We start from the raw sequence: 19,587 nt of genomic DNA on the forward strand, positions 1-19,587 counted from the left end.
GCGACAAAGCCTTTAGTGTCACGAAACATCCTTCCCCTCACCGCCCTCTTCGCGGGCACCGCCCTTCTGCTTTTCGCTGGGGGCATCAACGGGTTGATCCTGCCGGTGCGCGGCACCGCCGAGGGCTTCAGCGCCACCTCCCTCGGCCTTCTCGGCACCGGCTGGGCGGTGGGCTATATCGCCGGTTGTCTGCTCACGCCCTGGCTGGTGGCGCGGGTCGGGCATATCCGGTCCTTCGGCGCCATGTGCGCGCTGGCTGCGGTCGCCATCCTCGTCTCGCTGCTGATCATCTCGCCCGCGGTCTGGATCCCGGTCCGGGCGCTTTCGGGCTTCTGCTTCGCGGGCTCGGCCATGATCGCCGAGAGCTGGCTGAACGAGAAAGCCGACGCAGGCTCGCGCGGGCGGATCTTTGGCATCTACACCATGGTCAACCTGGCTGCGACCACGGCGGGGCAGATGATCCTGACCCTGGGCGAGGCTTCGGGGATCTTCTTCTTCGTGCTGGCGGCCATCGTCTATTGCCTGGCCCTGCTGCCGACCGCGGTCGGCGCCACCACCAGCCCGACGCCGCTGACGGTGGTCAAGCTGGACGTGCCGGCGCTCTGGCGCAATTCGCCGGTGGCGGTCTTTGCGGTGCTGATGGTCGGCATCTCCAATTCGGCCTTCGGCACGCTGGCCGCGGTCTATGCCGATTGGGCCGGCTTCTCGCTGACCGATATCGCCCTCTTCGCCAGCATCCCGATCCTGGCGGGAGCGCTGTCGCAGATCCCGGTCGGCGCGGCCTCTGACCGGTTCGACCGGCGGCTGGTGCTGCTGGGGGCTTCGGTGCTGGCACTGGCGACTGATCTGGCCTTCATCGTCACCGGCAGCACTGACCCGGCGTTCCTGCTGGGGCTTTCGGCCTGTTTCGGGGCGACCGTTTTCGTGATGTATCCCGTGATCGTCGCCCATGCCAATGACCACGCCGCGCCCGGCACCTTCATCCAGGTCAGCGGCGGCCTGCTGTTGGTCTCGGGTATCGGATCGGTGATCGGGCCGACTGTTGCCGGGCTGGCGATGGGCGCTTTCGACCCCTCGGCCATGTTCCTCGTCACCGGGCTCTGCCATCTGGGCGTGATCCTCTTCACGCTCTGGCGCCTGCGCCAGCGGTCCTCCATCGCTCCCTCGCTGAAGACCGTGTTCCAGGCCGCGCCCATGGCCCGGATGTCGACGCCCGAGACGGCCGCCTTCGCTTCGGACGAGGCGCCTGAGGCGCGATGACGGCGGGGTATCGGCGCTGCGGGACGGCAAACATGCGGACACTTCCGGCCGTGTTTTATAAGATAGTTATAACTACATAATTATATTGACCAATTCGGCCCAGCTTCCTAACGTCCCCCCGACACGATGCAAGGCGCAGGGGGAAAAGAATTGCCCGCCTCTCTCACCGATACCGACATTGATTTCCTGCTTCATTCCTACGAGCGGATGTACCGTATTCGTCAGTTCGAGCAGTCCGCGCTCGATCACAGCACCAGCAAGGAAGCGCTGATCGCCGGATCCGTGCATCTCTGCGCCGGTCAGGAGGCGGTCCCGGTCGGTGCCATGGCGGCGTTGGGCGCGGATGATCGCGTGATTGCCACCTATCGCGGCCATGGCTGGGCGCTGGAAACGGGCGTTCCGGCGCGGGAATTCTTCGCCGAACTCTGCCACCGCCAGCCGGGCGTGAACGGCGGGCGGAGCGGCTCTGCCCTGATTACGGCGCCGAATGAGCGGTTTGTCGGTGAAAACTCCATCGTCGGCGCAGGGGGACCGATCGCCTGCGGCATCGCGCTGGCGGCCAGAATGGAGGGAGCGAACAGGGTCTGCGTCGTGACATTCGGCGATGGAGCCACCAGCCAGGGCGCCCTGCATGAGGCCTTTGTCTTTGCCGCCGCCTACAAGCTGCCGGTGATATTCGTCTGCGAGAACAATGGCTGGTCGGAAATGACCCCGACGCCGTCGATCACCGGACTGGAGCGCCTGGCCCGGCGCGCGAATGGCTACGGCATGCAATCCGCCACGATCGACGGCACCGATCCGCTGGCGGTCAGGGACAGTTTTGCCCTGGCGCGCGCTGCGGTGCTTGCCGGCAAGGGGCCTGCCCTGATCGAATGCCGCGTCCCGCGGCTGTGGGGGCATTACAACCGCGATATCGAACATTACCGGCCGAAGTCCGACCGTCAGGAGAGCCTGACCCGCGACCCGCTGGCCTTGATGGAGGCCCGGCTCTGCACGCTCGGGGTGAGCAGCCCGGATGAGCTCGCAATCCTGCGGGACCGACTTGACCGAGACTGGAGCGCCGTTCTGGATGCCGTGCGCGCCATGCCTCTTCCTGATCCCGATAGCGCCGCAGAGCATGTCGTCGCCCCGGTTCCGGCCGCGAAGGCCCAGGCGGAACCACGGGGCGCGGAGAAGGAGATCACCTATATCCAGGCGGTGAACGAGGCGCTCAAGCGCGAGCTGGCAGAGCGTGCCGACGTGCTGATCTTTGGCGAGGATGTCGGTCACGCGGGCGGCATCTTTGGCGCAACCCGTTATCTGCAAAGGGATTTCGGCGCCGACAGGGTCTTCGATACCCCGATTGCCGAAGCCGCCATCCTGGGTTCGGCGGTCGGGCTGGCGCTGGAAGGCAAGCGCCCGGTGGTCGAGATCATGTGGGCCGACTTCCTGCTGGTGGCCATGGATCAGATCATCAACCAGGCGGCGAACATCCGCTATCTGACGCGTGGCACCCGCACGGCGCCGATGGTCGTCCGCGTCCAGCAGGGGGCGACGCCCGGCTCGACCGCGCAGCACTCGCAATCGCTGGAGGCAATGCTGGCCCATGTGCCGGGGCTGCGGGTCGGCCTCCCCTCGACCGCCGATGACGCCTATCACATGCTGCGCGCGGCGATGCATGGCGACGATCCGGCGGTTATCATCGAATCCCGCGCGCTGTACCAGCGCCCCGGCCCCGTCTGGCCCGATGCGGCGCGGCAGGTCACCGCCGGGGCGGCCCTGCGCCGCAGCGGCACCAGCCTGACGTTGCTCGGCTGGGGCGCGGTCATGCCCGCCGTGGAGGCGGCCGCCGAAGCGCTGGACGAGGAGGGAACCGATGTGTCGGTCCTGGACCTGCGCTGGCTGTCACCCGTGGATTGGGACCGGGTGTGTGCCACGGTTGCGGCGACCGGCGGCCGGGTCGTGGTGGTTCATGAGGCCAATCTGACCGGCGGGTTCGGAGCGGAAATCGTGACCGGCCTGGCAGAGCGGCTGGGTCCTGCGGCACTGTCGTTCCGCAGGGTCGCCACGCCGGATGTCCGGATGCCGGCCTCTCCGGTCCTGCAAGCGGCGCTCTTGCCGGATGCGGCAAAGATCGTCGAGGCAGCGCGTGAATTGTTGCTGTCAAACGCCCAACCCCGAAGCGAGGCATATGTCTGATGACCGGAAGCAAAGAGAAGAGCGGACGCCTTCAGATCAATTCCGTGGTGCGCGGGGTCAATATCCTGACCGCCATCGCCCGCAGCGATCAGGGCCTGAGCGTGCGCGAGATCGCCGAGGCGATCGGGGTCGAGCGGCAGACGGCCTATCATCTGGTCCACACCCTTGAGGACACCGGCTTCATCGCCCGCGACGATCAGCGCAATTACCGCCTTGGCCTGCGGGTCGGCGCGCTGGCCGAGGCCTTCGGCCGGCAGTTCTCGGCGCCGGATTACATGCTGCCCCTGGTGCGGGGCTTTGCCCATGAGACCGGAGAGACCTGCTACGTCGTCGGTTGGTGGCGGGGCGAGATCGTGATTATCGAGGTCGCCGCCGGGGCCAATGCGATCCGCGCGGCCGAAATGCCGCATGGCCAGTATGAGCATGCCCATGCACGGGCGGCGGGCAAGGTGCTTCTGGCCTATGCGGCCACGGCGCGCATGGCGGAATATCTGCTCAACCATCAGCCCCTTGCGAAGCTGACCGAGAACACGATCACCGATTTCAAATCCCTGCAGGCCGAGTTCGCCCGGATCCGGGCCGAGGGTATCGGCTATGACAACGAGGAATTCGCCCCCGGCATTTCCTGCATGGCGATGCCGCTGGAAGCAGGCACCGCCCCCTATGCCCTGGCCTTGTCCGCGCCCTCCGAGCGCTTTCATGCCTTCCGGGAAACCTATCAGCAAAAACTGGCCGCGCTGGTTCAGCACAACTGAGGGACAGAAATCATGACCATCACGCTTTTTGACTGCACGGATGTCGCCGCCGCTTTCGGGAATTATTCACACGGGGTGGTCATTCCTCCCGGCGCGACCACCCTCCATCTGGCCGGTCAGGTCGGTGTGCGGCCCGATGGCTCGATCCCCGACGATGCCGGCGAGCAGACCCGGATCATCTTTGAGAATTTCAGGATCATTCTGGAAAGCCGGGGCTTCGCCTTCACGGATATCGTCAAGATGACCTACTTCGTCGTCGCGGCCGAAGACCTGCCCGCAATCCGCGCGGTGCGCGACACCCTGATCGCCGCGCCCTTTCCCGCAGCCTCGCTGGTTCTGGTCAAGGCGCTGGGTCGGCCCGAGTGGAAACTGGAAGTCGAATGCATCGCGGCACGGATCGGGGCGGCATGATGCGCAATTCCCTTGCCCGGACGGATCTGGCCTTTGTCCTGCATCCCCAGACCGACCCTGCCCTGCTCGAGGTCGAAGGGCCGATGATCCTGGACCACGGAAACGGCGTCTTTGTCACCGACAGCAGCGGGCGCACCTATCTGGAGGGCATGTCAAGCCTGTGGTGCGCGGCCCTCGGCTTCAACGAACCGCGACTGGCCCGCGCCGCGGCGGAACAGATCGCCCGCCTCGGCACCTATCATACCTTCAACCGACGCTCGAATCCGGCGGTGATCGACCTGGCAGAGCGGCTTGTCGCCCTGTCGCCAATGCCGGATGGCAAGGCAATATTTGCCAATTCCGGCTCGGAAGCGGTCGATACGATGATCAAGCTGGCCTGGCTTTACCATTCGGGCCGCGGCGCGCCCGAGCGGCGCAAGATCATCAGCCGCCGTCGCGCCTATCACGGCAGCACGGTCCTGGGCGCCACGCTCAGCGGGATCCCTTCGATGCGGGGGGCCTTTGCCTGGCCGGATCCGGGCGTCCTTTTTGCCGAGGCCCCGCATTTCTACACCGGCGGCAAGGCGGGTGAAAGCGAGGAGGAATTCGCGGACCGGCTTGTCGGCGACATCGCGGCGATGATCGAGGCCGAGGGGGCGCAAAGCATTGCGGCGATGATCGCCGAGCCGGTGATGGGAGCCGGCGGCGTCATCCTTCCGCCCGCCAGCTATTTTCCGAAGCTGGCCGCCCTGCTGCGAGGCCATGGAATCCTGCTGCTCAGCGATGAGGTGATCTGCGGATTCGGCCGCACCGGCGAATGGTTCGGCTGCCAGGCCTTCGGCTTCCGGCCCGACATGATGAGCGTCGCCAAGGCGCTGTCCTCGGGCTACCAGCCGATCGGGGCAACCCTGCTCAGCGCCGAGGTTCACGAGGTGGTCCGGGCCGAGGCCAGCCGCCTGGGCGTCCTGGGCCATGGTTTCACCTATGCCGGGCACCCGGTGACCAGCGCCGTCGCGCTCGAGACGCTGAAGATCTACGAGGAGATGGACCTGCTGGCCCGGGTCCGGGCGCTGGCGCCGGCGTTTCGCGCGCATGTCGGGGCGCTGGCCTCTCATCCGCTGGTGGGTGATGCCCGCGCTGTCGGGCTGATCGGCGCGGTCGAGCTGGTCGCAGATCGCGCCACCCGTCGGCCCTTTGCCGCTTCCGATGGCGTGGGGACCAGGCTCATCGCTTTGGCGCTGGAGCAAGGCCTGATCCTGCGCAACCTCGGGGACACGATCGCCATCTGCCCGCCTCTGGTCATTGCGCCCGCCGAGCTGGACCTGCTGTTCACCCGTCTGCGGCAGGCACTTGACGCCCTGTCCGATACGCTGGCCGCAATCCCGCAGGAGAAAACGGCATGATCGAGGAGATTCTTGACCGCGATGCAATGGCGCAGGCCGAAGCCGTGGCCAGAGGCGAGGTCAGCGCGGTCGAACTGGCGCAGGCCGCCATCGCCCGGATCGAAACCGGCGAGCCCGTCCTGAATGCCGTGACGCAGCGCTTCTTCACCGAGGCTCTGACACAGGCGGCGGCCGACCTGCCGGCGGGGCCGTTTCGTGGCGTGCCCTTCCTGGTGAAGGATTTCTATTGCCATATGGCAGGAACCCCCACGACCGGCAGCGCCCGCCTGCTGGCCCAGAACGTGATCGACCATGACAGCGCGCTCATGGCGCGGTATCGTCAGGCCGGATTCGTCACCCTTGGCAAGACCAACGTGCCGGAAATGGTGACGATGGGCACGACCGAGCCGGTCTGGCGCGGTCCCACCCACAACCCCTGGAATACCGCCCATACGCCGGGCGGCTCGTCGGGCGGGGCGGCGGCAGCGGTGGCGGCGGGATATGTCGCGGTGGCGCATGCCAATGACGGCGCAGGCTCGATCCGCATTCCGGCCTCATGCTGCGGGCTCTTCGGGCTGAAACCGTCCCGGGCGCGGATCACGCTGGGGCCCGATGTCGGCGAAGCCATCGGTGGCATAACGGCGGAACATGTCGTGTCGCGATCCGTGCGTGACAGCGCAGCGGTGCTCGATACCACCGCCGGGGCCTTGCCGGGCGACCCCTATGTCGCGCCCGAACCGGCGGAGAGCTTCCTCTCGTCGATCGCCACGCCTCGGAGTGGGTTGCGGATCGGGGTGACCCTGGATGCGCCCGACGGCACGGAATCCGCCCCTGACTGTCGCGCGGCGGTCCTGCAGGCGGTCGAAATCCTGCGCGGCCTTGGCCACCGGGTCGAGGAGGTCGCGCTTCCGTTCGACGGGACTGCCTTCCGCGCGGCGCTGGCCAGCTTCTGGCCGATGACGGTCACGCGTGGACTGAGCGCGATTGCGGCGGCCCGGGGTGCCGATCCCGAGGTTCTGGTGCGCGAGCTTGAACCCTTCAACCAGCATCTCTTCGCTTTGGGCATCTCGCGCCGGGCGGTCGATTACATCCGCGATCTGGTGTTCTTCCAGGGGATGGCCCGGGCGATGGGGCAATTCTTCGCCACGCAGGACATCTGGCTGTCGCCGGTGCTGCCTTTCGCACCGCCCCGGCTCGGCTATTTCGACGCGGCGGCTGTGGGATGTGACACGGCCTGGAGCCGGGTGCTCGATTCCTTCATGTTCACCGCGCCTGCCAATGTCACCGGCCTGCCATCGGCCAGCGTTCCGATGAAGGTGACGGCAGAGGGGCTCCCGGTGGGCATCCAGCTCACTGCGGCGCTGAACGACGAAGCGACCATCCTCAACCTTGCCGCCCAACTCGAATCGGCAAACCCCTGGGTAATGCCCGGGCGCAAGTTCTAGACGACAACCAACCACAACAGGGAGTTACAACATGGGTCATCGCATCCATCGGAGAAGCATGCTCAAAGGGTCGGCCTGGCTGGCCGGGGCGTCGGCGGTGCTGTCCGGCGCAAACGGCGCCCGGGCAGAGGCAAATGGCGAGCCGATCCCCGTCGGTCAGGCTGCGCCGCTGACCGATTTCGCCGCCGCTGACGGGGTGGAGTTCCGCAACGGGTTGATCATGGCCTGTGACGAGATCAATGCCCTCGGCGGCATCCTCGGCCGCCCGCTGGAGCCGCATTTCGTCGACACCCGCCAGATGGGCGACGCGACCAATGTGCAGGCGGTGCAGCGGCTGATCGACCGCTACGGCGTGCATGCCGTAATCAACGGTTACAACACCGGATCGGGTTCGGCCGTGCAGGACGCGATTGCCGATGCCGGCATCATCTACCTGCATAACGACACGTCCAGCGGGCATGGCGTGCTGATCGGCTCGGACCCGGACCGCTATTTCGGATCCTTCCAGACCGACCCTTCGGAAACCTGGTATGGGTCGGGTCTGCTGAAATTCCTGTCGTCGCTGACCGATGGCGGCGCTTTCACCCCCGCCAATCGCCGACTGGCGATCATTCTGTCGGCGGGGACCTATTCCTCGAACATCGCCAATGTGGTCCGGGAAGGCGCCGCCACGCTGGGCTGGGAGGTCAGTCTCTACGAGACCGTCAACGTGCCGATCTCGGAATGGGGTCCGACTTTGTCGAAACTGCGCCAGGATCCCCCCGGCGTGATCGTGGTGACGCATTATTTCCCGGCCGATCTGGCGCAGTTCATGGTTCAGTTCATGACCAATCCGACGCCCAGCCTGATCTACATGCAATATGGTCCCTCGGTGAAATCGTTCCGCGACATCGCCGGGCCCGCAGCGGCCGGTGTGGTGTTCTCGACGGTCATCGGCGCGCTGCAGGACGAGATCGGCCTCGATTTCGAGACCCGCTACAAGGCGCGCTTCGGCGAGGACGCGGGCCATAATTCGGGTGTGCAATCCTATAACGCGGCCTGGATCTGGGCGACGGCGGCCGCCCTGGCCGGAGGCTCGGGCGGCCCGGGCGAGGACGCGCAGAACCGCAAGGTCGCAGACCGGATCCGGGCGATGATCCACCGCGGCCCGAACGGGACGACGCGCTTCATCGCCGGCGAGCAGGCTGCGGCGTCCTATCCCGGCGGCACCGACGACCCGTCGCTCGGCATGCCGCACCAGTTTCTGCAGATCCAGGACCACACGGCCGAGCCGGTCCTGATCGCGCCCTGGCCCTATGCCAAGGCCGATTTCGTCACCCCGCCCTGGATCGCGGACTGACCGATGACCCAGGCAAGGGAAACCCCTCTCCTGTCCTGCCGCAATGTCACGAAGGCGTTCGGGTCGCTGACGGCTGTCAACGACCTGAGCTTCGAGCTTGCCGCGGGTGAGGTCCTCGGTATCGGCGGGCCGAACGGCGCCGGAAAGACCACGCTCTTCGAAATGATCTCGGGACAGACGGGCGTCACCTCGGGGACGATCGCGCTGGAAGGGCGCGATATCACGACGCTGTCGCCGGTCGGACGCTGCCATGCCGGGCTTGCCCGTGTCTTTCAGCTGAATACCGGATTCGACAGCCTGACCGTGCGCGAGAATGTGCTGGTCGCGGCCTATTACGGGCGGGCCCCGCGGCGGATGCCGGGCCTTCGCGTGCCCTCGGAGGTCGGCGACCGGGTGCAGGATGCGCTCGGCCGGGTCGGGCTGGAAGCAAGCGCGGATCGTCCGGCCGCCACGCTGCCGGTCATCGACCGCAAGCTTCTGATGATCGCCGGTGCGCTGGCGATGTCGCCGAAACTGCTGTTGCTGGACGAACCCGTGGGCGGGCTGACGCAACGGGAAATTGATCGGGTGGCCGATGTTGTCAGGCAGGTTGCAGCCGGCGGGGTCACGGTCGTGCTGATCGAACACGTGATGCGCTTTCTGGTGCAATTGTCGAACCGGGTGATGATCCTGCACCACGGCAAAAAGCTCTATGAGGGCGACGCAAGCGGCCTTTCCCGCGATCGCGATGTGGTCGAGGTCTATCTCGGCCACGGAGCGGGGAAAGAGGTCGCGCGGATGGCCGCGGACCGGGCGGAGGTGCGCCATGTCGGATGACCTCGTGATCTCGGATCTTGCGGCCGGTTATGGTCATCAGTCCGTTCTGCACGATCTGACGCTGCGGGCGCAGGCTGGCAGGCTCACCGCGATCATCGGGCCGAACGGTCATGGCAAGACCACGCTGCTGCGGGCAATCTCGGGTCTGATCGCAGTCAGGACGGGCGAAATCCGACTGGGGGCAGACCGGATATCCGGGCTTCCGGCCGAAGCCGTCGTCGCGCGCGGGATTGTCCACGTGCCGCAGGGGGATTTGCTGTTTCCCGACATGACGGTGCTGGAAAACCTGCGCATGGGGGCCTTTCTTCCTGCCGCCGCCCGGCAGGAAAAGACCGTGCTGGAGGAGGTCTACACCCTCCTGCCCAAGTTGCGGGACCGCGAAAACCAGATCGCGCGCACCTTGTCGGGGGGCGAGCGGCGGATGGTCGGCATCGGGCGGGGGCTGATGGCCTCGGGCCGGGTGCTGATGCTCGACGAGCCATCGCTGGGTCTGGCGCCGATCGTGATCGAACAGATCTATGAGGTGATCGCCGGATTGCGCCGCGCCGGGCGCAGCATCCTGCTGGTCGAGGAAAACGCCATGCGGGCCGCCGCAATCGCCGATCAGGTGCATCTGCTGGACCATGGCACCCTCAACTGGAGCGGCACCGGCGCAGAGCTTTCGGGCCGCCCCGAGCTTCTTGAAACCTATCTGGGGGTGTGAGCGATGGATGTCTTCTTCCAGATCCTCGCCTCGGGCCTGACGCTGGGCGCGGTCTATGCGATTTCCACCGTCGGGCTGGCGCTGGTCTTCGGCGCGATGAACATGCTCAACATGAGCCATGGCGCGCTTATGGCGCTTGGCGGATACATGGCCTGGTTCACCATGACCGGCCTCGGCCTGCCGCCGGTTGCGGGAATGCTGGTCGCGGTGCTGGTCTGCGCCGGTGTGGGCGTCCTGATCTATCTGCTCATCGCCGGGCCCATGCTGCGTTCGGAAGGGTTCGAGACCCGTGTCTTCATCGCGACCATCGGCTTCGGTGCGATGCTGGAAAGCGTGATCCTGATGGCTTTCGGGCCACAGCCGAAGCCGCAGCCGCTGGCGGTGCAGGGCGGGCTTTCCGTTGCACAGGTGCATCTGCCCGTCCAGAACCTGCTGATCCTGGCGCTGGCCATGGTCCTCATGGCGGCGCTGGCGCTGCTCTTGCAAAAGAGCCGTATCGGCAGGGCGATCCGGGCAACGGCGCAGAACCGGGATGCCGCAAGGCTGATGGGCGTGCGGGTCGGCATGGTCTACGCGCTGGTGCTGGCGATCTCGGGCGGGCTCGCGGCGGTGTCCGGGATCACGGTCTCGTCGCTGTCCAGCCTGCTGCCGAACATGGGGGGCGATCCGATGCTGAAAGCCTTCATCATCTGCGTCGTCGCCGGGCTTGGCCGTGTGCCGGGCAGCGTGGTTGCCGCCCTGTTCATCGGCCTCTTCGAGGCGGTGGTCCAATATACCGTCGGGGTGCGCTTCAGCTTCGCCTCGCTGCTTCTTCTCGTCATTGTGGTGCTGATCTGGAAGCCTCAGGGCGTGTTCGGGCGCCATCAGGGAGTTCGTCTATGACTGCCATGCGTCGTGATCTTCTTCTCTGCGGCCTGTTCGCCTGTGCCGCCCTGTTCTGGCCCATGATCTCGGACATGCGCTATTCGGTCACCCAGACCACCTTTTTCTTCATCTGGGCCACCGTGGTGGTGCAGTGGAATCTGGTCTTCGGGATCGGCGGGATCTTCTCGCTGGCCCAGGTCGCGATCTTTGCCATCGGCGCCTATGTGACGGCGATGCTGGGCTATTACCTCGGCACCTCGATGCTGCTGGCGATGCCGGCGGGCGCGGTGGCGGCGGTGGCGGCAAGCCTGGTCCTGGGCATCGCCTGCCTCAGGCTCTACGGGCCCTATGTCGCCCTGCTGACGATCTGCGTGTCGCAGGTTCTCTATGTGCTCATCGTGAATGACACCGATTGCTTCACCAACCCGCCGTCCGGATGCATGCCGCTGATGGGCGGGGTTCGCGGCTTCTCGCGCTTCGGCGATCTGGGTTTCCGCGACTGGCTTGGCGCGGGCTTCTACATCGGCAATTACTATGTCGGGCTCTTGCTGCTGACCGCCGCGATCCTGTTCTCGATCGCGATCATCCATAGCCCGATGGGACTGGCCTTCCGGGCCCTGCGCGACAACCCTGTCTATGCCGCGGCCCGGGGTGTCGACCGCTTCCGCTATCAGCTGTGGATCTTCGGGCTGTCGGCCTTTTTCACCGGTCTCTCGGGCGCCTTCTATGCGGTCAATACTGGCGTGGTCGGCCCGGTGGTGTTTTCCTTCCAGCATCTGCTCTTCCTGCTCTCGATGATCGTGATCGGCGGGATCGGCACGGTCTGGGGGCCGGTAATCGGGGCGGCCGTGCTGATGCTGGCGGATGAAGCCATGCGCGAGCTCGGCGATTTCCGCGACATCGGCATGGGCTTGCTGCTGGTTGCCTGTGTCGTGCTGATGCCCCGGGGCCTGACAGGGCTTTTCCAGGACATGGCCCGGCGGTTTGCAAAACCGGCCGACACCGAAGGAGCGACGTGATGTCCGGACCGACGCTGGTGACCATGACGGAGCAGCTGCGCCAGTTGCGCAGCGGCGAGACGAGTGCCGAAGCCCTGATGTCCCGGGCGATCCGAAGGGCTGAAGACCTGGGTCATCTCAACGCGTTCCTGTGCCTGGAACCGGAAAAGGCGCTCGAGCAGGCCCGTTCGGTCGATCTGGCCCGAGGACGCGGCACGACCGTGCCGGCACTGGCCGGACTGCCGGTCGCCGTGAAAGACAACGTCGATATCGCGGGCTGGATCACGTCAGGGGCGACGCCCGCTCTGGCGCAGATGCGCGCGAGGCAGACCGGACCCGTCGCACAGCGCCTGCTGGATGCCGGGGCGATTGTGCTGGGAAAGACCAATCTGCACGAACTGGCCTTCGGCGTCACGAATACGAATTTCGCGCCGATCCCGATGACACGGAATCCGCATGATCCGGGCCGGATCACGGGTGGCTCGTCCGGCGGGACGGCCGCCGCGATTGCGGCGGGGATCGTCGGGGCCGGGCTGGGCACCGATACCTCCGGTTCGATCCGGATCCCGGCGGCGCTTTGCGGCATTGCCGGTTTGCGGCCATCGGTCGGCACCGGGGGAGCCGGGCGCAGATACCCCACAGCCGGGGTGCTGCCCATCAGCCATACCAACGATACCGTCGGACCGATGGCGGCCTCGGTCGCGGATCTGGCCCTGCTCGACGCCGTCGTAACCGGAGCGGACCCCGTCACCGCCGCCCCCCTGAAAGGAATGCGCCTTGGCCTGCCCGCGTGCTTCTGGGTCGATATCGACGACGAGGTCGCGCGTCTTTGCCGGGCGGCCTGCGAAAGCCTGACCCGGGCAGGGGCCGAGCTGGTTCCGGTCAGCCTGCCCGGCCTTCGCGAGGCCTGGCGGCAGGTCTCGGCCCCGGTGGTCCTGAATGAGCCACGCGAGGATATTCCCGCCTGGCTTGCGGCGCATGGGCGGGCCGATATCACGCTTTCCGCGATCGTCGACCAGATCGCCAACCCCGATGTGCGCGCGGCTTTCGGGGTGGTCATGTCAGAAAGCACCGCAGGCAGCTACCGCCCGGCGATGGAGACGCATCGCCCCGCCTTGTGCCGGATCTATGCGGCAGCCTTCCGGGAACAGGGCCTCGCGGCGCTGATCTTTCCCACTGTCCCCGTTCCCGCACCTCAGGCCCAGCCTGCCGATGCCTTCGGCCGGGTAAGCGTCAATGGCCGCGATCACGCGGTTTTCGAGACACTCATCCGCAACACGGATCCCGGGGCAAACGCCGGATTGCCCGGTCTGAGCCTGCCGGTCGGATTTACCCGCGATGGCTTGCCGGTCGGCCTGGAACTTGACGGGCAAGTGGGTTCGGATCGCGATCTGCTGAGCCTTGGCATGACGATCGAGTTGATCCTCGCCGACGTCAGGCACCCTGGCGCCCTGAGCCGCTGACGTCGGAACCGGCGCGGTCGCGGCAGGCGCCCTGCCGCCCGCCTCCGCGCGGCCACCCCATTGACCCTCGGCCGGGATGAGCCGCGGACCGCTTGAGCGCATCTCGCTTCCTGACCGCTTGCGGGCGGCCCCGGCCCCGCCGGGACATCAGGCTTGACCGAGGCCCGGCATTTGCCCATAATTGAATAAATCGTTCATTATTGCACAAATGGGAGAAGGCCGATGCTGGATATCGCGATCTGTGGCGGGGGTGTGGGCGGGCTTTGTGCCGCTATCGCCCTGCGCAGCATGGGTCACAAGGTCACCGTCTACGAACAGGCCCGACAATTCGGGCGGGTCGGCGCGGATATCAACCTGACCCCGAATGCGGTGCATGCCCTGGACCGGCTGGGCGCCAGCGAGGATCTGCGCCGGAACGCCGCGCGCCCGACCCATCGCATCAGCCGCACCTGGGACAGCGGTGAGGAAACCTCGCGCCTGCCGATGTCCGAGGCCGCCGAGGCCCGCTACGGCGCCCCGCAGCTGACCGTCCACCGCGCCGACCTGCTGGCCGCGCTGGAGGCCCTGCTGCCCGAGGGCGTGCTGCGTTTCGGCGCCACCGTCAAGACCGTCGGTCAGGATGAGGACGGCGCCTGGGCCGGGCTGTCGGATGGCGAGGTGATCCGCGCCGATGTGGTGATCGGCGCCGACGGCATCCATTCACCGGTGCGCGAGGCGGTCTTCGGGCCCGATCATCCGCAATTCACCGGCCTGGTGTCCTGGCGGGCCGTCTTCCCGCGCGAGAAGGGCGGCGATCTGCCCGATCTCGACGCCTTTACCAAATGGTGGGGACCGACCGCCGACCGGCAGATCGTCACCTTCCCGCTGACCCGGGGCGAGGAAGTCTTCGTCTTCGCCACCCACAAGCAGGAGGGCTGGGCCGAGGAAGGCTGGACGCTGCCCGGCGACATCACCGAATTGCGCGGCCATTACGCCGACTTCCACCCGCACGCCCGCGCCCTGCTGGATGCCTGCGAGACGGTGCCCCGCTCGGCCCTGCATGTGCGCGAACCGATGGCGCATTGGTCGATGGGTCGGATCAGCCTTCTGGGCGATGCTGCGCATCCGATGGTCCCCTTCATGGCGCAGGGCGCCTGCATGGCGATCGAGGATGCGGTGGTGCTGGCCCGCGCGCTGGAAGGCGCCACGCCGGAAACCGCGCCCGAGGCGCTGACCCGCTATGAGGCGGCGCGCATTCCCCGCACGTCCGAGATCCAGCGTTCCTCGCTGGCCAATGAATGGCTGAAGACCCAGGGCAATGCCGATTGGGTCTATGGCTATCAGGCGTGGTCGGCCGAGGTCTGAGACCTCGGCCCCCCCGCGGTCAGCCCGGTCAGCCCGAATATCCCAGCGCCGCCGAGACCTCGGCGGCGGCTTTGCGGATCGCGGCCTCGATCTGCGCGGCGAGGGGCGTGTCGGGCTGGAACTGGCTTTCCGGCCCGGTCACGTTGAGCCCCGCCACCGCGCGGCCTTGGTGGTCAAAGATCGCCGCCGCGCACGAGCCGATGCCGCGCTCGAAATTGCCCGAACTCCAGGCCACGCCCCGCGTCGTATCGGCGGCGATCTGTGCGGCCAAGGCGTCGAGCGACGTCGCCGTCTTGTCGGTGAAGGTCGACAGGTCCGATCCGCCATAGCGCCGTTCCAGCTCTCCCGCGGGCAAGGCGCCCAGAAGGATGCGACCGATGGTCGTGGCATGGGCGGGCAGGCGCGAGCCCTCGCGGACATTGCTCACCAGATGCGAATTCGGCGTCTCGCGCAGCAGGTAGATGATCTCCGTCCCCTCGAGGATGCCCATATGCGCGGACAGGCCCAGCTGGGTCACCAGCCGCGCCATCACCGGCTGCGCAACGCGCACCACATCGCGCGACTTCAGCGCATCGGCGGCCAGCGCGATCATGCCGGGGCCCAGCTGCCAGCTGAGGCCCTCATCCTGCGTCTCGATCATGCGCTCGGCCTCCAGCGTGTGCAGAAGGCGGATCAGCGTGGTGCGGTTGATGCCCAGTTCGCGCGCCGTGGCGCTGGCGTTCGAGCATCGCGCGCCCCCGGCGATATGGCGCAGCAGGCGGAAGGCTCGGTGCACGGGCGGGACGGAATAGCTGGTTCCCTCGGATTCGGTCTCGTCGCTCACCTGAATTCCCTCCCGTTTTCCTGTCCTTACGTCCGGCAAGCCCGTGCCGCAATCGCGCGCCACCTCTTCAGGCCTGATGCCCAAAGCAACGGCGTATCGGCGACACATCCCGTTTTCTTCAAGATTCTTCTTGACCGAATCTTTGCCTGCGCCAATAATGAACATCATGTTCTAATATGAACGGTTTTGCAAGGCCAAAGATCAGACGGTCCCGCGAAGCCAGAGCCAGCCACAGGAGACGCCGATGGACGCTTTCAAGGATCGACTCTCGCAACGCGCCCGCGACACCTCGCGCCCCGCGCTGGCGCATCAATCGCTGGGCCGCCCTCTGTCCGGGCCCGAGCAGGCGCTTGCCGCAGCGCTGATGGAGGTCATGGGGACGCGCGAACATGATTTCGCCGCCGTCGCCGCCGCGCTCAAGGCCAAGGGCCTGGCCGCGCCGGTCTCGGGCCGGACGGACTGGGATCTGGCGCTGCTGGAATCCGAACTGAAGGCGATCAACGCCGATCTGGACGCGGCCTATGCGGAAAACGGCTATGGCGCTTGAATTCGACCACGTCACCAAGACCTTCGCCCTGCCGTCGGGGCAGGAACTGACCGCCGTCAGCGACATCAACTTCAAGGTCGAGAAGGGCGAATTCGTCTCGGTCGTCGGGCCCTCGGGCTGCGGCAAATCGACGATCCTGTCGATGACTGCGGGCCTCTATCAGCCGACCAGCGGCATCGTGCGCGTCTCGGGCGAGGTGGTGACCAAGCCCAATCCGCATGTCGGCTTCATGCTGCAAAAGGACCTGCTGCTGCCTTGGCGCACCATCGTCAAGAACGTCGAATTCGGGCTGGAATCGCGGGGCGTGTCGAAGAGCGAACGCCGCGACCGCGCCATGGCCGAACTGGAGCGCTGCCACCTCAAGGGCTTCGAGAACCATTACCCCTATCAGCTGTCCGGCGGGATGCGGCAGCGCGCGGCGCTGGCCCGGACGCTGGCCATCGACCCCGATATCATCCTGCTGGACGAACCCTTCTCGGCGCTCGACGCGCAGACCAAGCTGCTGATCCAGGACAGCTTTGCCGAGACGATCAAGGAGGCGGGGATCACCACGCTGCTGATTACCCACGATCTGGCGGAATCGGTAATCATGTCCGACCGCGTGCTGGTCCTGTCCGAGCGCCCCGGCACCGTCCAGCGCGAAATCGAGATCGGCCTGCCCAACCGCGAGCATCCGCTGGCCCGCCGCCAGATGACCGAGATCCACGACTACGCCAACGAGATCTTCACCCTGCTGAAGCTCGACCGGCGCGCCGCCTGACCGACAACGACAAGACCCAACAGGAGAACGACCCATGAAGCATTCCTTCCTCGGCTTCGGCCTCGCCGCCGCGATGGCGGTTTCGGGTGCCGCCGCTTCGGCCCAGACCGCGCTGACCTATCTCTTCCCGGCCCCCGACTTCCTGCCCGCCTTCGCGCCGTTCCAGCTGGCACTCGGCAAGGGGTACTATGAGGAAGCCGGTCTCGACGTGACCTTCCGCATCGGTCAGGGCGGCGCCGACGTGGCCGCTCAGGTGGCCGTGGGCAATGCCGATCTCGGCGGCGGCATGGGCGATACCTCGATGATCGTGCGCGCCAATGGCCTGCCGATCCAGGGCGTCGCGGTGCTGGGCGGCCAGGGCCTGACCCATATCGCCTGGCGCGATGACAGCGGCATCACCGGCCCGGCCGATTTCGGCGGCCAGTCGATCGGCGTGATCGGCTTTCAGGACACCGCCTATTACAACCTGCTCGCCGTGCTGGCCGCGAATGGCATGAGCCGCTCGGATGCCGATATCCAGGGCCTCGGCTCGGGTGGCCTGATCCAGAACATGATCGCCGGTTCGGTCTCGGTCATGTCGGGCGTGCCGGAATGGATCGTCGCGGTCGAGGACGCGGGCGTGCCGCTGACGGTGATCCCGGCGCGTGACGTCTTTCCGGCGCAGGCGCAGGCCATTCTGGCCTCGGACGCGATGATCGCCGAGAACCCGGAAGCCGTGCGCGGCTTCGTGCAGGCCACGATCCGCGCCATCGAGGACATCATCGCCGACCCGCATCAGGCGGCGGCGGATTATGTCCAGATCGTCGACCGCCATGCCGAGAATGTCGAACAGATCGAACGCATCATGCGCTTCTATGTCGACAGCGTCTATGCCCCGGCCGAGGGTCGTCCGCTCGGCGCCTTCGACGAGGCGCAGCTGCAGGAGATCCAGGACTTCTACATGGCGAACGAGATCATCGCGACCGCCGTGCCGATCTCTGACGTCTACACCAACGATTTCGTCACCGAGTAAGCGCTCCTCCCCCTCTCCCCGCCCTGCAAACGTCGCCCCGTCGGGCGGCGGCGGGGAGAGACTTGCCCCAACACCCAGCCAGCCGAGGCCCCCATGTCGCAAGCCACCACGCAAAAGCTCGTCGCGCTGACGATCCTGGCCCTTGTGCTGCTGGTCTGGCAATTCCTGCCGCCCGCCCTCGGCGTGCCGAAATTCATCATTCCCACCGTCACCGACATGCTGTCCGAACTCGGCCGCATGTATCGCCGCGAGGATCTGGTCGCCAACACGCTGTCGACCGCGTGGTACACGCTCTTGGGCTTTGCCATCGGCTCGGCCCTCGGTGCCGCCATCGGCTACCTGCTGGGCCTGTCGGAATTCTGGGAGCGCGTGCTCTCGCCCTATATCCTCGCGTTGCAGATCGCGCCGAAAGTCGCCTTCGCGCCGCTCTTCATCATGTGGTTCGGCTATAACGCCACGCCGAAGCTGCTGGTCACCGTGCTGATCGTTTTCTTCCCGGTGCTGGTCAATGTGCTGGCCGCGATGAAGACCGTCGACCGCGACATGGTGAACCTCGCCCGCGCCTATTCGATGACCCGCTGGCAGATCTTCAAGAAGGTCGAATTCCCCTCGACCCTGCCAAACCTGATGGCCGGGCTGCGCATCGCCTCGACGCTGGCCGTGATCGGCGTGACGGTGGGCGAGCTGGTCGGCGGCAATACCGGGCTTGGCTTCCTTATCAGCTACGGCGGCGGGCAGGCCAATGCGGCGATGGTCTTCAACGCCATCGTGCTGCTGACGGTGATCGGCATCCTGCTCTACTCGGTCCTCGTCTGGGCGGAAGAGCGGCTGCTGCATTACCTGCCCAAGAAAGAGCACTGACCCCCCCATCCTTGCGGCCAGCCCCTCAGCCCGCCGCTTACCCACCGCAGAACTGGAGACCTCCATGAGCACCGCTCCGAAGAAATTCCCCTCGATCGAACCCGATGACGTGGTCATCCCCGAGGGCATGACGCTGGAAAGCTGGATCACCAGCCGCACCGCCACCTATGCCACCCGCACGCTGGATTGGGACGCGCTGAAGTTCCAGGCCGATTACGACCCGATCTATCGCCGCGCGCAGATGCGCTATGTCGGCACCGGCGCGACCGGGGTGGATGCGGATGAAAACGTCGTCCCGGCCGAGAATTTCACTTTCTCGACCATGGTGCTGCCCGCTGGCTGCGAAGGCCCGCTGCACATCCACCGCGACGCCGAGGAGATCTTCTTCATCCTCAAGGGCCACAAGATCCGCTTCTTCATCGAGCACAAGGGCGAGATGGTCGAGACGGTGCTGACCGAGCGCGACCTGATCTCCTGCCCGCCCGGCGTCTATCGCGGCCTGCGCAACGAGGGCATCGAAGAGGCACTGATGTGCGTGCTGATCGGCAACCCGAAGCCGGTAACGCCCACCTATCCGCCTGAGCACCCGGTCGCCAAGATCCCGCGTCCCGCCAAGGGCGCCAAGGCCGCTGGCTGAGACTGACAGG

Annotated in this window: 19 protein-coding genes; 18 read left to right on the forward strand and 1 reads right to left on the reverse strand. The window is 66.4% G+C overall.

Translation table 11 applies throughout. The features are described from left to right. Positions 1-15 precede the first annotated feature (15 nt). The 13 genes from DDE23_RS19995 (at position 16) to DDE23_RS20055 (ending at position 14,937) form a co-directional block, all read left to right on the forward strand. A complete protein-coding gene (locus tag DDE23_RS19995; protein WP_107754288.1) occupies positions 16-1,260 on the forward strand; it encodes an MFS transporter in 1,245 nt (414 codons plus the stop codon). A 150-nt stretch (positions 1,261-1,410) separates the two neighbouring features. Then, entirely contained in the window at positions 1,411-3,438 is a 2,028-nt protein-coding gene (locus DDE23_RS20000; RefSeq protein ID WP_238150068.1) for an alpha-ketoacid dehydrogenase subunit alpha/beta, read from the forward strand. After that, positions 3,438-4,193: an IclR family transcriptional regulator gene (locus DDE23_RS20005; protein WP_107754289.1), complete on the forward strand. Its 756-nt coding sequence runs from the start codon at positions 3,438-3,440 to the stop codon at positions 4,191-4,193. The genes DDE23_RS20000 and DDE23_RS20005 overlap by 1 nt, the downstream gene beginning before the upstream one ends. Positions 4,194-4,205: 12 nt before the next feature. Then, positions 4,206-4,604, forward strand: a complete 399-nt coding sequence (locus tag DDE23_RS20010; protein WP_107754291.1) for a RidA family protein — start codon at positions 4,206-4,208, stop codon at positions 4,602-4,604. Further along, complete coding sequence (locus tag DDE23_RS20015) at positions 4,601-5,986, forward strand: aminotransferase (RefSeq protein ID WP_116548257.1); 1,386 nt, start codon at positions 4,601-4,603, stop codon at positions 5,984-5,986. Before DDE23_RS20010 ends, DDE23_RS20015 begins: the two co-directional genes overlap by 4 nt. Beyond that, entirely contained in the window at positions 5,983-7,410 is a 1,428-nt protein-coding gene (locus DDE23_RS20020) for an amidase (protein WP_202863296.1), read from the forward strand. The genes DDE23_RS20015 and DDE23_RS20020 overlap by 4 nt, the downstream gene beginning before the upstream one ends. Positions 7,411-7,468: 58 nt before the next feature. Beyond that, positions 7,469-8,749: an ABC transporter substrate-binding protein gene (locus tag DDE23_RS20025; protein ID WP_107754075.1), complete on the forward strand. Its 1,281-nt coding sequence runs from the start codon at positions 7,469-7,471 to the stop codon at positions 8,747-8,749. A gap of 3 nt (positions 8,750-8,752) precedes the next feature. Next, positions 8,753-9,565, forward strand: coding sequence for an ABC transporter ATP-binding protein (locus tag DDE23_RS20030; RefSeq protein WP_107754077.1), 813 nt, complete (start codon positions 8,753-8,755; stop codon positions 9,563-9,565). Further along, on the forward strand, positions 9,555-10,268 hold the full coding sequence (locus DDE23_RS20035; protein ID WP_107754080.1) for an ABC transporter ATP-binding protein: 714 nt from the start codon (positions 9,555-9,557) through the stop codon (positions 10,266-10,268). The genes DDE23_RS20030 and DDE23_RS20035 overlap by 11 nt, the downstream gene beginning before the upstream one ends. Positions 10,269-10,271: 3 nt before the next feature. After that, positions 10,272-11,150: a branched-chain amino acid ABC transporter permease gene (locus DDE23_RS20040; protein ID WP_107754082.1), complete on the forward strand. Its 879-nt coding sequence runs from the start codon at positions 10,272-10,274 to the stop codon at positions 11,148-11,150. Beyond that, positions 11,147-12,151 carry a branched-chain amino acid ABC transporter permease gene (locus DDE23_RS20045; protein WP_107754084.1) on the forward strand — a complete coding sequence of 335 codons (1,005 nt, stop codon included), beginning with the start codon at positions 11,147-11,149 and terminating at the stop codon, positions 12,149-12,151. The genes DDE23_RS20040 and DDE23_RS20045 overlap by 4 nt, the downstream gene beginning before the upstream one ends. Further along, complete coding sequence (iaaH, locus tag DDE23_RS20050; protein ID WP_107754086.1) at positions 12,151-13,593, forward strand: indoleacetamide hydrolase; 1,443 nt, start codon at positions 12,151-12,153, stop codon at positions 13,591-13,593. Before DDE23_RS20045 ends, iaaH begins: the two co-directional genes overlap by 1 nt. A gap of 222 nt (positions 13,594-13,815) precedes the next feature. After that, positions 13,816-14,937, forward strand: a complete 1,122-nt coding sequence (locus DDE23_RS20055) for an FAD-dependent monooxygenase (RefSeq protein ID WP_107754088.1) — start codon at positions 13,816-13,818, stop codon at positions 14,935-14,937. Between the two features lie 28 nt (positions 14,938-14,965). On the opposite strand, the gene DDE23_RS20060 is transcribed toward DDE23_RS20055, so the two are convergent. Continuing rightward, positions 14,966-15,760 carry an IclR family transcriptional regulator gene (locus tag DDE23_RS20060; RefSeq protein WP_202863297.1) on the reverse strand — a complete coding sequence of 265 codons (795 nt, stop codon included), beginning with the start codon at positions 15,758-15,760 and terminating at the stop codon, positions 14,966-14,968. 244 nt (positions 15,761-16,004) lie between these two features. Here DDE23_RS20060 and DDE23_RS20065 point away from each other — a divergent pair, with 244 nt between their 5' ends. The 5 genes from DDE23_RS20065 to DDE23_RS20085 all read left to right on the forward strand — a co-directional run bounded on the left by DDE23_RS20065 (position 16,005) and on the right by DDE23_RS20085 (position 19,577). Next, positions 16,005-16,307 carry a hypothetical protein gene (locus tag DDE23_RS20065; RefSeq protein WP_107754092.1) on the forward strand — a complete coding sequence of 101 codons (303 nt, stop codon included), beginning with the start codon at positions 16,005-16,007 and terminating at the stop codon, positions 16,305-16,307. Beyond that, a complete protein-coding gene (locus DDE23_RS20070) occupies positions 16,297-17,067 on the forward strand; it encodes an ABC transporter ATP-binding protein (RefSeq protein WP_107754094.1) in 771 nt (256 codons plus the stop codon). The genes DDE23_RS20065 and DDE23_RS20070 overlap by 11 nt, the downstream gene beginning before the upstream one ends. 34 nt (positions 17,068-17,101) lie before the next feature. Further along, on the forward strand, positions 17,102-18,079 hold the full coding sequence (locus tag DDE23_RS20075) for an ABC transporter substrate-binding protein (protein ID WP_107754096.1): 978 nt from the start codon (positions 17,102-17,104) through the stop codon (positions 18,077-18,079). A 93-nt stretch (positions 18,080-18,172) separates the two neighbouring features. After that, positions 18,173-18,940 (forward strand): ABC transporter permease, encoded by a 768-nt coding sequence (locus DDE23_RS20080; protein ID WP_107754098.1) that lies wholly within the window; start codon positions 18,173-18,175, stop codon positions 18,938-18,940. 64 nt (positions 18,941-19,004) lie between these two features. Beyond that, a complete protein-coding gene (locus DDE23_RS20085) occupies positions 19,005-19,577 on the forward strand; it encodes a cupin domain-containing protein (RefSeq protein ID WP_107754099.1) in 573 nt (190 codons plus the stop codon). The last annotated feature ends 10 nt before the right edge of the window (positions 19,578-19,587 follow it).

The organism is Pararhodobacter aggregans, from assembly GCF_003075525.1.
GTDB lineage: Bacteria > Pseudomonadota > Alphaproteobacteria > Rhodobacterales > Rhodobacteraceae > Pararhodobacter > Pararhodobacter aggregans.

Coding starts and splice junctions, on each gene's coding strand:
- DDE23_RS20005 (WP_107754289.1), top strand. CDS start 3,438: ATGACCGGAAGCAAAGAGAAGAGCGGACGCCTTCAGATCAATTCCGTG.
- DDE23_RS20010 (WP_107754291.1), top strand. CDS start 4,206: ATGACCATCACGCTTTTTGACTGCACGGATGTCGCCGCCGCTTTCGGG.
- DDE23_RS20015 (WP_116548257.1), top strand. CDS start 4,601: ATGATGCGCAATTCCCTTGCCCGGACGGATCTGGCCTTTGTCCTGCAT.
- DDE23_RS20020 (WP_202863296.1), top strand. CDS start 5,983: ATGATCGAGGAGATTCTTGACCGCGATGCAATGGCGCAGGCCGAAGCC.
- DDE23_RS20025 (WP_107754075.1), top strand. CDS start 7,469: ATGCTCAAAGGGTCGGCCTGGCTGGCCGGGGCGTCGGCGGTGCTGTCC.
- DDE23_RS20030 (WP_107754077.1), top strand. CDS start 8,753: ATGACCCAGGCAAGGGAAACCCCTCTCCTGTCCTGCCGCAATGTCACG.
- DDE23_RS20035 (WP_107754080.1), top strand. CDS start 9,555: ATGTCGGATGACCTCGTGATCTCGGATCTTGCGGCCGGTTATGGTCAT.
- DDE23_RS20040 (WP_107754082.1), top strand. CDS start 10,272: ATGGATGTCTTCTTCCAGATCCTCGCCTCGGGCCTGACGCTGGGCGCG.
- DDE23_RS20045 (WP_107754084.1), top strand. CDS start 11,147: ATGACTGCCATGCGTCGTGATCTTCTTCTCTGCGGCCTGTTCGCCTGT.
- iaaH (WP_107754086.1), top strand. CDS start 12,151: ATGTCCGGACCGACGCTGGTGACCATGACGGAGCAGCTGCGCCAGTTG.
- DDE23_RS20055 (WP_107754088.1), top strand. CDS start 13,816: ATGCTGGATATCGCGATCTGTGGCGGGGGTGTGGGCGGGCTTTGTGCC.
- DDE23_RS20065 (WP_107754092.1), top strand. CDS start 16,005: ATGGACGCTTTCAAGGATCGACTCTCGCAACGCGCCCGCGACACCTCG.
- DDE23_RS20070 (WP_107754094.1), top strand. CDS start 16,297: ATGGCGCTTGAATTCGACCACGTCACCAAGACCTTCGCCCTGCCGTCG.
- DDE23_RS20075 (WP_107754096.1), top strand. CDS start 17,102: ATGAAGCATTCCTTCCTCGGCTTCGGCCTCGCCGCCGCGATGGCGGTT.
- DDE23_RS20080 (WP_107754098.1), top strand. CDS start 18,173: ATGTCGCAAGCCACCACGCAAAAGCTCGTCGCGCTGACGATCCTGGCC.
- DDE23_RS20085 (WP_107754099.1), top strand. CDS start 19,005: ATGAGCACCGCTCCGAAGAAATTCCCCTCGATCGAACCCGATGACGTG.